The 13217-nt window shown below is 66.6% G+C and carries 15 protein-coding genes and 1 other RNA gene; 6 read left to right on the top strand and 10 right to left on the bottom strand.

Annotated elements, in window-relative coordinates; translation table 11 throughout:
- Nucleotides 1-98: 98 nt before the first annotated feature.
- The gene (locus WD271_01225) at nt 99-620 is read left to right on the top strand and encodes a hypothetical protein (protein MEX1006449.1); all 522 of its coding nucleotides are present in this window, start codon (nt 99-101) and stop codon (nt 618-620) included.
- A gap of 10 nt (nt 621-630) precedes the next feature.
- Here WD271_01225 and WD271_01220 read toward each other — a convergent pair whose 3' ends face one another.
- Nucleotides 631-801 (bottom strand): hypothetical protein, encoded by a 171-nt coding sequence (locus WD271_01220; GenBank protein ID MEX1006448.1) that lies wholly within the window; start codon nt 799-801, stop codon nt 631-633.
- Nucleotides 802-835: 34 nt separating this feature from the next.
- Nucleotides 836-3292, bottom strand: coding sequence for a site-specific DNA-methyltransferase (locus WD271_01215; GenBank protein ID MEX1006447.1), 2457 nt, complete (start codon nt 3290-3292; stop codon nt 836-838).
- 87 nt (nt 3293-3379) lie between these two features.
- Between WD271_01215 and WD271_01210 the strand changes: the two genes are divergently transcribed.
- Both WD271_01210 and WD271_01205 read left to right on the top strand, forming a co-directional pair.
- A complete protein-coding gene (locus WD271_01210) occupies nt 3380-3670 on the top strand; it encodes a helix-turn-helix transcriptional regulator (protein ID MEX1006446.1) in 291 nt (96 codons plus the stop codon).
- 94 nt (nt 3671-3764) lie between these two features.
- The gene (locus WD271_01205) at nt 3765-4154 is read left to right on the top strand and encodes a hypothetical protein (GenBank protein ID MEX1006445.1); all 390 of its coding nucleotides are present in this window, start codon (nt 3765-3767) and stop codon (nt 4152-4154) included.
- Nucleotides 4155-4217: 63 nt separating this feature from the next.
- On the opposite strand, the gene WD271_01200 is transcribed toward WD271_01205, so the two are convergent.
- Together WD271_01200 and WD271_01195 are read right to left on the bottom strand one after the other, a co-directional pair.
- On the bottom strand, nt 4218-4745 hold the full coding sequence (locus WD271_01200) for a YbhB/YbcL family Raf kinase inhibitor-like protein (protein MEX1006444.1): 528 nt from the start codon (nt 4743-4745) through the stop codon (nt 4218-4220).
- A gap of 4 nt (nt 4746-4749) precedes the next feature.
- Nucleotides 4750-5655, bottom strand: coding sequence for a dihydrodipicolinate synthase family protein (locus tag WD271_01195; protein ID MEX1006443.1), 906 nt, complete (start codon nt 5653-5655; stop codon nt 4750-4752).
- 96 nt (nt 5656-5751) lie between these two features.
- Here WD271_01195 and WD271_01190 point away from each other — a divergent pair, with 96 nt between their 5' ends.
- Complete coding sequence (locus WD271_01190; GenBank protein ID MEX1006442.1) at nt 5752-6546, top strand: hypothetical protein; 795 nt, start codon at nt 5752-5754, stop codon at nt 6544-6546.
- Between the two features lie 6 nt (nt 6547-6552).
- Here the strand turns inward: WD271_01190 and WD271_01185 are convergent, their stop codons facing one another.
- From WD271_01185 to WD271_01170, 4 genes are all read right to left on the bottom strand, one after another.
- Nucleotides 6553-7020: a DUF488 domain-containing protein gene (locus WD271_01185; GenBank protein ID MEX1006441.1), complete on the bottom strand. Its 468-nt coding sequence runs from the start codon at nt 7018-7020 to the stop codon at nt 6553-6555.
- Between the two features lie 257 nt (nt 7021-7277).
- The gene (locus WD271_01180) at nt 7278-8990 is read right to left on the bottom strand and encodes a CocE/NonD family hydrolase (GenBank protein MEX1006440.1); all 1713 of its coding nucleotides are present in this window, start codon (nt 8988-8990) and stop codon (nt 7278-7280) included.
- Between the two features lie 17 nt (nt 8991-9007).
- Nucleotides 9008-10114 (bottom strand): amidohydrolase family protein, encoded by a 1107-nt coding sequence (locus tag WD271_01175; GenBank protein ID MEX1006439.1) that lies wholly within the window; start codon nt 10112-10114, stop codon nt 9008-9010.
- Nucleotides 10111-10581 carry a M67 family metallopeptidase gene (locus tag WD271_01170; protein ID MEX1006438.1) on the bottom strand — a complete coding sequence of 157 codons (471 nt, stop codon included), beginning with the start codon at nt 10579-10581 and terminating at the stop codon, nt 10111-10113. Before WD271_01170 ends, WD271_01175 begins: the two co-directional genes overlap by 4 nt.
- Nucleotides 10582-10605: 24 nt before the next feature.
- Here WD271_01170 and smpB point away from each other — a divergent pair, with 24 nt between their 5' ends.
- Nucleotides 10606-11067 (top strand): SsrA-binding protein SmpB, encoded by a 462-nt coding sequence (smpB, locus tag WD271_01165; protein MEX1006437.1) that lies wholly within the window; start codon nt 10606-10608, stop codon nt 11065-11067.
- Nucleotides 11068-11126: 59 nt separating this feature from the next.
- Nucleotides 11127-11487, top strand: a transfer-messenger RNA (tmRNA) gene (gene ssrA, locus WD271_01160).
- 253 nt (nt 11488-11740) lie between these two features.
- On the opposite strand, the gene WD271_01155 is transcribed toward ssrA, so the two are convergent.
- Both WD271_01155 and WD271_01150 read right to left on the bottom strand, forming a co-directional pair.
- Entirely contained in the window at nt 11741-12082 is a 342-nt protein-coding gene (locus WD271_01155) for a type II toxin-antitoxin system VapC family toxin (protein MEX1006436.1), read from the bottom strand.
- On the bottom strand, nt 12075-12284 hold the full coding sequence (locus tag WD271_01150; protein ID MEX1006435.1) for a CopG family transcriptional regulator: 210 nt from the start codon (nt 12282-12284) through the stop codon (nt 12075-12077). Before WD271_01150 ends, WD271_01155 begins: the two co-directional genes overlap by 8 nt.
- Nucleotides 12285-13217 lie beyond the last annotated feature (933 nt).

Genomic DNA, 13217 nt, shown 5'->3' with positions numbered 1-13217 from the left:
AGAACTTCCCCCGATGAGCCCCGAGGACGAGGCTTGGTTCCGAGCTTGGGTGAACGAGCGACGAGCCAAGCGCGGCCTCCCACCGTTGGAGGGAAGAAATGAGCAATGGCGATTCCGACACCGAACGGGAAGGCCGGCTTCGTAGCGTCTTGCACGAAACAACCGAGCTCCTCGACCGGGCTGGCGTTCCGTGGGCCATAGCCGGAGCGTTTGCGGCTGACGAGTACCGCGGCACTCACCGCTTCACCACCGACGCAGACTTGCTCGTGCAGTGGCGGGACGAACTCCCAACCGTGCTCGAACAAGCTGGGTGGAATCTCGACGTCAAGCGGGATGCCGGCGAGCCCCACCTCATTCGAGCGCGCCGAGGCTTGGACAGCATCGATCTGATCGTCGGAGGAACCGAGTACCAAAGCTTGGCGATCCGGCGAGCCAACCGCGGCCCACTCACGATCGAGGATGTGTTGATACACAAGGTGATCGCATGGCGGCCGAAAGATCGCGACGACATTCGCTCGATCCTGACGGCCGGCGAGGAGTACGACCGTGCCTACGTCGACCACTGGGTTCGCGAGTGGGATGTCGAAGACCGCTGGCGCGAAGCGCTGACCTGGAGCTGATCCGAGCGAGCTATTGGTCTTGTTCGAGCTCGGCGTTGCGCGCTCGCCGCTGACTGTCCAGCATCCCAAGCGCGCGCGCCTTCCGGAAGAACTCGAGCTCGGGTGGGTCCTCGTTGAGCCAGCGCTCCCGAGCTGCCGCGTCCTCCGGTGAAGGAGTCGATTCGTTCTTGTCATCGGTCATGACCCAAGGGTACGACTCCGCGTGCGTGCATGAATCACCGGAGCGGTATGACGGTTTCGCTGGTTTGGCCGGCGAAGTCGACCACTCGGACGGCCGCGCGCTGGTGCTCGCCGGGCGTGAACGGGTTGCTCTGGAAGGTGGCGAGTTGCGCGAGCGCGTCTTCGTCGAGCGTTCCCTTCAGTGTGCGCGCGAGGCTCGCCCAGCCCGAGGTCTTCGGGAAGAACGCCTGGCACACATGGAACACCTCGCCGTCGTAGTCGTGGTCGAGGAACCAGGCGGCGATGTCTTCGCGCGAGCGCGCGCTCGCCTCGCCCTTCGCGGCGTCGTACACGTCGACGCCGCGCAGATCGACGAAGAGAGTGCCGTCCTTCAACGATTCCGCCGACGCGTCGGGCGCGGCAAAGAGTCGGAAGGTCTGGCTGGCCGACGTGTTGCGGAGCAGGTCGCCGAGGAGGAGGTCGGCGTTCGCTTCGAGGAGCACGACGTCGAAGCGACCCGCCTTGCCCGGTGCGAGGAAGCTCTGCGCTTCCGCGGTGGCGGCGAAGCCGGCGAACACCACGAGGTCGTAGCCGTATGAGTCGTAGAGGGCTTCGTCGACCTGGGCCACCGTGATCGGGCCGTAGCGCGGGCCGACGCTCACCGCGAAGCTGCGCCCGTCGCTGAGCGTGCCCTCGGCGTGCAGCGGCGACGTACCGGTGAGGCGCGTGACGGTCGTGATGTCGACGGGCTTGGCGCCCTTCACCGGGATGCCGCGGGTCTTCAGCGCGGCGAGCAGTTGGTCGACGTGATCGGCAGTGGCGTTGAGCTCGCCGGGATCGGGTGGCACGTCGTCGTGGAGCGGGTTCACCGCGTAGCGCGAGAGCGCCTCCACGGTGAACGGGCCCGACACCCTCACCCTGGAATTGTCGACCTCGGGCAGGTCGTACAGCGCGATCTCTGCCGGCGGTTCGTCGCGAACAATCGACCGCAGCATCGTCCGTTCAATGGTTCGATAGCGAAGGCCGGCATCAACGCCTCGGACTTCGTCGATCAATCGGTAGTACGGGAACGTCGCGGTGAGGACGCGCTCGCGCGCCACGGCCATCGCGACGCGACTTGTGTCCGTGGTGATCCAACGACGTCCATACTGCTCGGCAACGTATGCAGTCGTTCCCGATCCGCACGTGGGATCGAGCACGAGATCGCCCGGATCAGTCGACATCAGGAGGCAGCGCGCGATGACCTTCGGGTTGGTCTGCACGACGTACCGCTTTGCACCGGCGAAGCCGCTCGTGATGGTGTCGAGCCAGACCTCGGTGATCGGAAAGCCGGGGAAGTCGTCGATGTAGCGAACGTAGGCGAGGCTGTTGCCGACAATGATCAGCCGGTTCGCGCTCATGAGCCGCTGCATGCCCTGAGCGTTCGTCTTCCAACCTCCGGTCGGAGGCCGGAAGGTCCGCCCGTCGAGTTCCACTGGAAACTGCGTTGTCGCGACCCCCGTCTGCGACGTGAGGTTGTCAGCTCTGAAAAGGCGGGCTCCGTCCGGCAGCGCCTCGCCGGAAAGAAGTCGACGCCGCTCGCCATTCGGGAGCTCAGCCCAGGTGTATTGACCGCCCCCTGCGCCGCCTGCTTCCTTCTCGGTATAGAGCTGCCGATACTTCACCTTCTCGCGGTTCTTCGCGTACCAGAGAACGTAATCGGCTGTCGTGGGAAGCGTCTTCGTCCCGCCGGAAGGACTTCCCGCCGAGCTGGTCTTCAGGAACGTGATCAGCGTTACCGCGTTGTCCGCTCCGAACAATTCGTCGAGGAGCACGCGTACACGATGCACATTGGTATCGGATATCTGGACGAAGATGCTGCCTTCTTCTCCGAGCAACTCGCGCGCTACGAGTAGTCGGTCGCGGAGGTAGGTGAGGTAGGAGTGCACGCCGAGGGTCCAGGTGTCGCGGTAGGCCTGGATCTGCTCGGGCTCTCTCGTGAGGGCGCCGTCGTCGGTCTCACGCGGTGAGCGGTTGGCGATGTCGGCCTGGAAGTTGGAGTTGTAGTTGATGCCGTAGGGCGGGTCGACGTAGATGCACTGCACCTGCCCGCCCATGCGCTCGCGTTCGAGCAGGCTCGTCATCACCACGAGCGAGTCGCCGAGGATCAGCCGGTTGGTCCAGTCGACCTCGTGCTGGTAGAAGCCGATCTCCTTGTCACGTTCGAGTTCCGGATCGTTGAACATCGCGAGTTGCGGCGGCTCCTTACGCACCGTCGCGATGATCGCCTCGGTGGAGAGCCGCTCGTGGACGTGGATGCTCACGGCGTCGACGTCGAAGTTCGTGCGCTCGGCCTTGCCCGCCCATTCGAGCTGCGGGTCCATCCGCGGGTCGTACTGGTACTCGAACCGCTTCTTCGGGGGCGCCTCGGTCTCGTAGCGGGCGAGGCCGGCTTCCGGGTTGTTGAGCCGCGTCGCTTCCTTGTGGTCGTACGGCTCGATCGGCTTCGCCGTTGCCTTGCGCGCCCTCGGCACTGGCCCCTCCCGCGCGGTCGACGCCGCGCCGAAATGCAGCAGTAGTTCTGTTTTTCTAGCACGGCCGGCCGACGATGGTGCCGGGCCGTGGATCAAGCCTTTCGACGCGCGTTCGGGCGAGCGCTCCGTGCACTCCGCGAGGACCGCGGGCTCACGCAGCAGGAGCTCGACTTCCAGAGCGACATCCACCGCACCACCATCTCGTTGTGGGAACGCGGTGAGCGCCTGCCGTCGCTCGACAATCTTCGGACGCTCGCTCAGGCGTTGGACACGAGCGCCTCCGAGCTTCTCCGCTTGGCCGACGCACAGCTCGAGGCCGACAAGCGGCGGCGCAAGCCACCGCCCAAGCGATCTCGCGGGCGACCTCCGAAGCGGTAGCCGTCACACGGCTGTGTCACGATGCCCGAGCGTCAGCCGACGCTCGCTTCCCCGAACCGCTCGCCCATCGCGAGACAAACGGAGGGAAGGCGACATGGCACGACGGAACGGGGGCGCGCGACGCCCCGACGGCAAACGCTCGATCCGTGAGCTCGGCGAGGAAATCGTCGGCCTGCGACGCGCAATCGACAATCTCGAGCGCCGGCTGGCGCGCGAGGTCCGCACGCGGCGTGTCACCGTCGAGGCACCCGACGGATTCCCACGCATCGTCGCGACCGCCGGCGAGCGGGGCGGACAAGTCCGCGTGCGCACGCGATCGCGAGACGAGGTGATCACCGGTGCCGAGCTCTTCGCGAACGACCTCGAGCCGGGCGCCGGTCACGTCGGGCTCGCCCTCACGCGCGGGGGCGACGTCGTCGCAGTGTTCGAGGCGACCGACGACGCCGACCCTCGCGTATGGAGTGACAACGAACGCGGCCGATGACATACGCACACGAGCCACGTGTCACTCATGGCGGCCGCGGGCTGAGTCCTGGATGCTCGGAAGTCAGGTGCCGAACAAACCGACGAGTTTCGCCTTTGCGAGAATCTTGCCCTTCATCGCGGTGCGCAGCGTCGCCGCGGTCGCCCCTGGTGGCAGCGTCACCTTCTTTCCGACCGCGTACAGCGTGAACACGTAGTGGTGCGCAGGGCCGGGCGGCGGGCACGGCGGCTGCCAACCGGGGCGACCAACACTGTTCACACCGACGAATGCTCCGACGGGGTCGGCGTCGGCTGCGATCGACGGCGGCTTCGGCTTGATCCCCGCCACGACCCAGTGCACGAACGTGCCGCTCGGCGCATCGGGGTCCTCCATGATCAGGCCGAGCTCCTTCGTGCCAGAGGGCACGCGCTTCCACGCAAGCTGCGGCGTTGTGCCCGTGCTCCTACACGTGTACTCGATCGGGATCGTGCCGCCGTCTCCGAACGCGGTGCTCGTCAGCACGAACTTCGGCCTCGCGGTCGCCGCCGACGCTGGGGCCGCGATCGTCATCGCAATGATCAGGATCGATGCGACCGCGGAGCTCCGCCGCATCACTTCACGGTAGCTCGGGGATGCCGATCCTGCGCAGTGCCGCGACGGCCTCGCGCGCGTCGTCCTCGCTGGTGAGCAGCATGCGCGGCAGTCGGGGCTCGCCGCCGGGCAGCCCGAACGCCTTCAGCAACGCCTTCACCGCGACGCGCGACGACAACAGCGTGAACACCTGCACGACCTTTGCGTACGCGTCGGCCGCGGCCGCGTAATCGCCCACGCCATAGTGCGTGACCACGCTGTTCGCGAGCTTCGGGACGAGGTTCGCCTCCGACGAGAGGAAGCCGGTGCCGCCCATCGCCAACGCCGACAGCGCGTGCATCGGCCCGCCAACGTGCACCTCGACGTGCCCAGGAAGTTCGTCGAGCAGCCGCACGAGATACGTGAAGTCCTGGCCGATCGAGCAGTTGACGCCGATCACCGACGGGTACTCGTCGCAGAGCGTGCACAGGAGGTCGACGGGGACCATGTAGCCGACCGAGAAGTGCGTCGAGATCACCGACGGCATCTCGACCTGCTCCAACACGTCGCGGAAATACCGGTCGAGCTCCTGCGGGCGCGGGATGCCGAGGTGGCCCATGTCGAGGCTGTACACCTGCATCGCGTCGAGTCCGGTGTCCTTCACGCGCCTCCCGAACTCGATCATCTGTTTCGCGGTGCGCGGCTCGACGCCCATCGCGCGTGTCGGCACCGAACCGAGCAGCTCGTCGACCGCGAGCGCCAGGAGCGCATCGACTTCGTGCGGCAGGAGCGTGTGACCCTCGCCGCTCCCACCACCACCGACGTAGACCCCGATCCCCGACTCCCGCAGGCGCCGGAAGTGGGCGCGGGTCGCGTCCCAGTCGATCTCGCCGGTCTCGTCGAACGGCGTGATGCTGATGACGAACGCGCTCGGCGTTCCGCGACGGTTCATGCGCGACATCTTCCGATCCAAGGACCCGACCTGTCCACCGCCAGGCACCCTGCCCGCTGCACGAGAATGTCGTCTGTCGCCATGCGAGGTGTTCATATGCCCACCGAAGCCTTCCAAGACATCGAGGTCGCCGTGTCCGTCATGGCCTACCCGGCCATCAGCAGCCGGCATGGCGAAGTTGTGTGCGTCGCGGGCTTTCGGCATGACACGCTCTGGCAGCCGGATTGGGTGCGACTCTTCCCGTTTCGGGTGCGTGATGTACCTGCTGATCTTCGCGTTCACAAGTGGGACACGATCCGGCTTCGCGCCAGGAAGAGCACCAGCGACGAGCGGCCCGAGTCGTTCACGCCCGACATGGACAGCATCCGGGTTGTCGGCCACATCGATACAAAGCACAACTGGCAGGCGCGGAAGGCACTGGTCGAACCCCACCGCGGTAGGACGATGCGTCAGGTCCTCATGGAACATGCATCGACCGGCACGAGCCTTGCGGTTGTCGAGACAGGTCGGATCCTCGATTTGGAGGTGTCGCCTCGGCCAGCCAGAGAACTCGAGGAAGCTCGAGAGAAGGCTGCGCGCGAGGTGGCGCAGGGTGACCTCTTCTCGCTAGACGACCGGCAGGCCCTCGAACCGATCCCGTTCGACTTTCACTTCGTGGTGCAGTACCCGGACGACGACGAATCGCGCCGACTCAAGGTCATCGACTGGGAGATCAACCAGGCCTACCGCAACTATCGCCGCGGCTATGCGGATCCCGAGCAACGAGTTCGGGATCGCTGGCTCAATGATGTGTGCGGGCCGAAGAATGACCCGGTCTTCCTCGTTGGCAACCAGCACCGATTTCCCGACCAGTGGCTCCTCCTCGGAATTGTCTGGCCGAGGCGAGCCTGACAAGAACTACAGGCGCGATACCGAGAGGGCCGGGTTTTCCGCCTGCGCCTGCTCCACGATGCAGCTCCGATGACAGTAGGTGTCGTCGCGTTCGAAGCAGAGGAGAGCCACCCGCTTGGTCATCGCCAACTCGACCACGGTGTCGTAGACACCGCGCGCGCCGTTGTTCAAGCATCGGCGATAACGGCGCTTCCCCGCCGCACGGTTGCCGTTGCGGAACGCGTCGCGATTGGCCTTCGGGTTGCCCAATGAGGGCTCGTGCCGGTATTCGATTCCTGCTGCTTCGAGTGCATTCGCGAGGCTCTGCTTGCCAAACCCGGGCTTCCTGCTGACGGCGTTTTCGCGAACGTCGATGAGCACACTCACTCGGTTGAACTTCAGCGTGTCGATGAACTCTGCAAGCGAGCGGCCCTCGTACCCAACGGAGAACATCATCCCGCCTCGCGGCACTCTGGCTTTCGACACGTTCGCCATCCCTGAAGCCTGGCAAGACGACCTCCAGTATGTCGAACTCGCCGACGAGCCCCTGGGACTACCGACGGGAGTCGCTCAAACCTGCCGGAGCACATGGTTCGTGCCCTCGAGGTCGAACACCGCCGGTCGAAGTCGGGCGGGACCCATTCCCGGAATTCTTCGTGCCGCGGGTTGATGTCCGACGAAACGACGATGCGCCGCCACGGTGGTTTCACCTGCAGCAACGTCACTTCAGTCCGTGCACCGACGCCGGCATCTCAACCGACCACCGGCAACACGACACAGGACGCGTGCGCGGCGTCGTGGTACACGCGTTGGCGGACGGGCTCGAACACGGTGGCCTCCCATGGGTGCTCGCCGGTATTGGGGTTCCGCTCGTAGCGCGGGAAGTCGCTCGAGCTCACGAGCACGCGGATTCGGTGCCCGCGCCGGAAGACGATCGCGGCTGCCCACAGGTCGACGGTCCACCCGCCGTCGCCACCCGTGGTGCGCACGATGCCGTCGCACACGTTGAACGTGCGACCGTCCGCGTGCACGTCGCACAGCTTGACCACGAAGTCGGTGCACACCCCGGTGGTGGCCGCGTGGAGCTGCGCGGCGACCGGTCCGACCACCTCGACGTCGCGGTCGAGTACGTCGGACGTGTACACGAGCACGTCGCGGCGACCCATGATCGGCGCCTGGTCGAGTGGACCGGGCGGGAACGCCGGCGGTTTCACGAGATCGCCACCGAGCGTCGGGCACGGATCATTCGGGTCGAACTCGAAGGTGTCGACGCCCTCGTCGGCGCGCGGCGGTTCGGGCGTGAGACGGCCGTCGCTCCGCAAGTACCAGTTGGTCGGCTTCGCGCGTGCGAGCGGCCAGTCGTCCTCGTCGCGCCAGCGGTTGACACCCTGCACGAAGAGCTTCACGCGTGGACCGTCGAGCGCGGCGGCGTGCGATCCGCCGAGCTGCGCCTTGAACCACTCGGTCTGCAGCGTGCCGAGATCGACGCCGAGGTCGAGCGAACCGCCCATCGCGCGCCGCCCGTAGTCGAGTTGGCCGACCACGTTGAGGAACATGCCGTGCGACCACGGCCCGATCAACAAGCGGGTCTGCTCCCGCGCCTCGTCGGTCGCGGCGCACGCACGCATGCGCGCGTAATGCTCGAGATCGTGGTCGAGGATCACGTCGTACCAACTCGCGGTGATGAACGCGGGCACACGCACTCGCGAGTGGTCGCGCGCGATGTCGATTCCACCGCGCCACGACTCAGGGAGCTCCCGCGCGACGACGTTGCGGAAGAACGACAACGGCTTGCCCGCACTCTCGGCACCGGGCCCTATTACCTCTTGCAGCATCTCGCCCACCTTGACGAGCGGCGTCATCGAGAACAACTCGACGGGGTCGTCCGTCCATGCCGCGAGCGCCTCCAACCGGTGTGACATTTCGTCGGGCGAGCTGTGGCGGCGCACCTGCGACTCGGCGATGGCGGTGAGCGTCCAGTTGAGCAGCAGGCCCCACTTGAGGACGCCGTCACGCGTGAGCCAGTCCCAACCTTCGACGTAGTCGATCGGTGACTGCACCGGCGCGATCGCGCCGAGCGAGGGTGGCGCGGCGATCGCGGCCTGCCAGGAGGTGTTCCCGCCGTACGACGTGCCGTAGCAGCCGACGCGGCCGTTACAGAACGGCTGTGCTGCAACCCATTCGACCGTGTCGTACCCGTCGTCGAACTCGTCGCGGAACATGTAGAACGCGCCGCCGTCCGACCTCCCTTGGCCGCGCACGTCTTGCACCACGACGACGAGTCCGGCGGCCGCGGCGCGCACCCCGTCGATCGTGCTCGAGGGCCGCGCCGCGTCCTTACCGTAGGGGGTGCGCTCGATGACCGCGGGGTACGACCCGCTACTCACTGGGCGGTAGACGTTCGCTCGGAGCACGGTGCCGTCGCGCACGACGACTGCGACGTCGCGCTCGACCGCGACGTCCACCGACCCGTCCACCCCTGCTACGAGCCGAAGCCGAACAGTCGCTGCGCGTTGCCAGCGAGGATCGCGTGTCGCTCGTGGTCGGGGACGCCCATGAACGTGGCGTTGACCGTCTTCCACGAGTAGGGCCAGTCGGACGTGATGTGCGGGAAGTCGCTCGACCAGAGCATCCGCTCGATGCCGACCGCGTGACGGTTCTCGACCGCGTACGGATCGGTGATGAACGATGCCGGGAACCGCTCCTTCATGTACTCGCTCGGCAGGCGCGCGAGGTGCACGTCGCGCAACTCCGACTTCGAGTGACGGAGGTAATTGTCGTCGCACTGCTGTGCGTAGTACGGCAGCCAACCGCAATCGATCTCGGCGAGGAACACCTGCAGGTTCGGGAAGCGATCGAGCACGCCCGAGAAGATGAACTCGAGCATGCGCGCCGGCGCGTCGTAGAAGTGCACGGTGCCCGGCAGCGCCATCGGGGCCTGGTTGAACGACGCCGCGCTGCGCAGGCTCACGTGGATGGCGACGGGTTTGCCCGTGTCCTGGATGGCGGCCCACACCTTGTCGTCCTCGTCGCGCGTGAGCGTGGAGTCGCCGTGCGGGTAGCGCTTGAGGAGGTAGGCGGCGATGCCCGGCACCGTGGCAAGCCGCTCGACCTCGGCAACCGCGTCGTCGACACCGATCGCGGGAAGCAGCGCGGCCCCGCCGAACCGGTCGGGCGCGTACGCGCAGAACGATGACAGGTGGTCGTTGTAGATGCGCGTCATAGAGAGGTGGAACTCGCGGTCGGGAGAGTCGACGACCCAGTCGAGCCCATTGGGAAAGAGCAGTTCGGCGTCGACACCGTCGAGATCGAGGGCCTCGACGCGCGCCTTCGCGTCGTAGCAACCCGGGTTTATGTCTTCCAAGCGGCACCACAGCCCCTGCTGATCGGGCGCGCGGCCCGCGCACGCGCCCCAGTTGAACGGGCTCGGCGTGTCGCGGCCGGGGAAGATCCAGGCGTCGCCCTGCTCGAAGTGCTCCATCCGGGGCACCCGATCGCGGTACTTCGCGGGCGCCCGCGACGTCCACAAGTCGGGCGGGTCCATGAGGTGGCCGTCGGCCGAGATCAGCCGGTACTCGCGATCAGTCATCGCGGAAACGCTACTCCCTCGACTTCGACGGGAACTTCGGTGATGACGGAGTCGCGGATCCAGTAGGCGCGCAGCACCGGCTCGCCGTCCTTCAAGCTCACGATCGGGTAGAGCCACGGCCGCTCGAGTTTCTGTGCCTCCATCGCCTGTTCGACGTCGGTGCGCGACGGGTACGCGTCGGAGTGGGTGTGCGAGTGCCACACCGCGATGATCTCCTCGTCGCGCCGGTTCGCGTCGAGCGTCGCCCTCATCAGATCCTTGCCGCCGACCCTATAGATCCGCGCCGAGTGCGCCGCGTTCTCGCACGGGTACACCGTGGTGACCTCGCCGGTGGTCTCGTCACCACTCAAAGGCCCGGCGAGCAGGCCGCACGCCTCGTCGGGAAGGCCGTCGTAACAGTGTGCGACGATCTGCTCGTACTGCGCGCGCGAGAGGCGCAAGGTGGGTGAGCCGAGCTCGGGCGACACGGGCACAAACGGTACCGTGCAAGGGTGAGCAGGCGCGGCGATCAACTCGTCTCGACGAACCGTAAGGCCCGACACGACTACCTCGTGCTCGACACGTGGGAGTGCGGGATCGTGCTCGCCGGCTCCGAGGTGAAGTCGATGCGCGAGGGCCACGCCAACATCCGCGACGCGTACGCCCGCGTCGAGGACGGCGAGGTGTGGCTCTACGGCATGCACGTGCCGCCCTACGCGTTCTCGCGTGCCGATCTCGACCCGGACCGCAAGCGCAAGCTGCTCGCGCACCACAAGGAGATCCTGGCGATGGCCCGTGGCACGGAGGAGAAGGGCCACACGCTGGTACCGCTCCGCGTCTACTTCACGGACGGTCGCGCCAAGGTCGAGCTCGCGCTCGGTCGCGGCAAGCGTGCCTACGACAAGCGCCAGGCCCTGGCGAAGCGCGACGCCGACCGTGAAGCCGAACGCGCACTCAAGGGAGTTCGCGACTGACGGCGCACTATCATGGAGCGGTCGCGCTCACCGCTCATGCACCGGCGCGACGTTGACAAGGGGGTGCGTGGCTTCGATTTCGAGGATCGAGGCGGGGGAAGCGAGCCGACGTCGCCGGATCGTCGAGAAAGAGCCGGCACACACAAACAATTGACGAGGACATGAACCTCGCAATCGCTGCCTAGTACCAACTAGCAGCGCGTCCCTCCTGGCCCAGCCACTCGGCCGGAACCGGGGCGCCATTCAGAGTGGCTTACCGCCGGGAATCGCCCGAGGGCCCGGCGGGACATCTCACTCGGGCTGGGATCGCCACAGGTTGCCGGTGAGTGGTGGTGGTCCGAGACTTCTTCACCGGCTGCGCTCGGAGAAGCCCCGACAAGGTCTCGGAAGACGCGGGTTCGACTCCCGCCACCTCCACGGCGAATCTCGGCGCGTTTGCGCAGGTCACAGCGTCGCGGGGAAAGGTATGAAACGCGGCGTGACACAGATTTGACACAGCGCGACGCGCCTCGACCCGTTTGCACGCCTACAGCGGGTTCAGCCCGGGGCGGACTCCTTGTTCACCCGCGGGTGTCCAGGCACGCGGACCATCACGTAGCCGGCCTTGTGTCGGGTCCGCCCTCCTTCCAATTCCCGTTCGCTTCATTGGGGTCGCGGCCATGCGCGCACGCGATCACGAGGAACGCACACGGAGCCCAGGTGCCTTGCGGAAGTCTGCGGTATTGCGGCTGAGCAGTGTCAACTGGTGTACGAGGGCGGTTGCCGCGATGAGTGCATCAGGCATGCGAAGACCGCTGCGCCTGAGCACACCGGCGCGCTCAGCGACCCGTCGGTCCACCACGAGTTCGTCCATCCCGGCAAGCAATCGGCGGACCGCGGGCTCGTGCCCGGCACCACCGGCAAGGAGTTCGGCGCGCGTCACCACCGAGTATGCGAGGCGACCCTTGCGCGGCAGCCGTTTGGTTCCCTCGAGGTGGTCGATACAGACATCGGTGTCGACCAGCAGATCAGCCACGTTCCCACTCGTCTCGGCTCGGCACCGCCGCGCGCAAGCCCGGCGCGGCACCGAAGGTCGCGTCGACGTCGTCGTCGGACGCTACGTAGGCGTCGATTGCCTGGCGCACCACTTCGGCCATCGTCACCTGTCTGCGGCTGGCGATCTCGTCGAGGCGGGCCCGCTGCTCGTCGCTGAGATAGATCTGCGTTCGCTGTGCCATATACGCCACGCAGCATACAGCGTCATCGGGCGGGAGCTCTCGTCCACGCGAAGTGAGTCGAACACAGCGCCCGTCACTCGCGGTCTGTCCGAGATGGCCGCCAATCAGGCACGATGTGCTCTGACCTGCGACGACGCGGACGGGCTCTCCCGCCACCTCCACTCGCGTTGTCGTTCCGACAACGTTGTCCCTGGTCCGCAGCCATGCTCGTCCAATCGGTCGGGTTGGCCACGTCGATACGACGCGTGTATTCGTCGCGACGTTGGCAACCGCCGGCGCGCCCAGCGGTGGCGCGACCGACGTGAACCGCGTCGACGCCCGGGCCGCTCGGCATCACCGCCGGGGTCGTCACGCTCACCCTGGACCCACTGACGGCGCTCCGGGGCATTCTGTGGTTCCGACTCGCACTCCGGCGTTCAGGACGTGCAAGGACAGAGTGGAGGCCCGCTCATCGTCTTGCGCGACCCGGACAACATTCAGATCGAACTAGCGGGCGGGTGGCAGCCACCCGTGTAGAGCGGCGCGGCGTCACTGACGGTCGCTCGCGGTCAACGCGAAAGCGCAGCTGACCAGGGCATATGCGCTTTGACCTGCGATGACGCAGGATGCGCTCGCCCGGTTCGACTCCTGCCACCTCCACTGACGTTGTCGGAACGACAACGTTTCTCCTGATCGCAGGGCATGTTGCGTGTCCGATCGCGTGTCCAGTCGGTCCGTTGGATCGGGCGCAAGTCCTGAGCCGCCCCGACCCAGTCCCATGCGACGTGCGGCGCCCAGGCGGGTCGGAAGTCCACTTGCTGACCTGCGTAGGCCCGTTGTTTCAGTACACCCGTTTGCCTGGGATACTGGCGGCTCGGGTGCGGCGAGCAGGGGGTCGGGGTGGCGGAGTTGCCGGCGGGGACGGTCACGTTCTTGTTCACCGACATCGAGGGC

This window comes from Acidimicrobiia bacterium (assembly GCA_040880805.1).
Lineage (GTDB): Bacteria > Actinomycetota > Acidimicrobiia > IMCC26256 > DASPTH01 > DASPTH01.
This window is presented reverse-complemented; position numbering and strand designations above follow the sequence as displayed.

What these genes read in the sequence shown, in the direction of transcription:
- WD271_01175 (MEX1006439.1), bottom strand. Translation starts at nt 10,114, where the DNA reads ATGACTGATCGCGAGTACCGGCTGATCTCGGCCGACGGCCACCTCATG.
- WD271_01195 (MEX1006443.1), bottom strand. Translation starts at nt 5,655, where the DNA reads ATGAACCGTCGCGGAACGCCGAGCGCGTTCGTCATCAGCATCACGCCG.
- WD271_01205 (MEX1006445.1), top strand. Translation starts at nt 3,765, where the DNA reads ATGGCACGACGGAACGGGGGCGCGCGACGCCCCGACGGCAAACGCTCG.
- WD271_01190 (MEX1006442.1), top strand. Translation starts at nt 5,752, where the DNA reads ATGCCCACCGAAGCCTTCCAAGACATCGAGGTCGCCGTGTCCGTCATG.
- WD271_01200 (MEX1006444.1), bottom strand. Translation starts at nt 4,745, where the DNA reads ATGCGGCGGAGCTCCGCGGTCGCATCGATCCTGATCATTGCGATGACG.
- WD271_01185 (MEX1006441.1), bottom strand. Translation starts at nt 7,020, where the DNA reads ATGGCGAACGTGTCGAAAGCCAGAGTGCCGCGAGGCGGGATGATGTTC.
- WD271_01220 (MEX1006448.1), bottom strand. Translation starts at nt 801, where the DNA reads ATGACCGATGACAAGAACGAATCGACTCCTTCACCGGAGGACGCGGCA.
- WD271_01150 (MEX1006435.1), bottom strand. Translation starts at nt 12,284, where the DNA reads ATGGCACAGCGAACGCAGATCTATCTCAGCGACGAGCAGCGGGCCCGC.
- WD271_01225 (MEX1006449.1), top strand. Translation starts at nt 99, where the DNA reads ATGAGCAATGGCGATTCCGACACCGAACGGGAAGGCCGGCTTCGTAGC.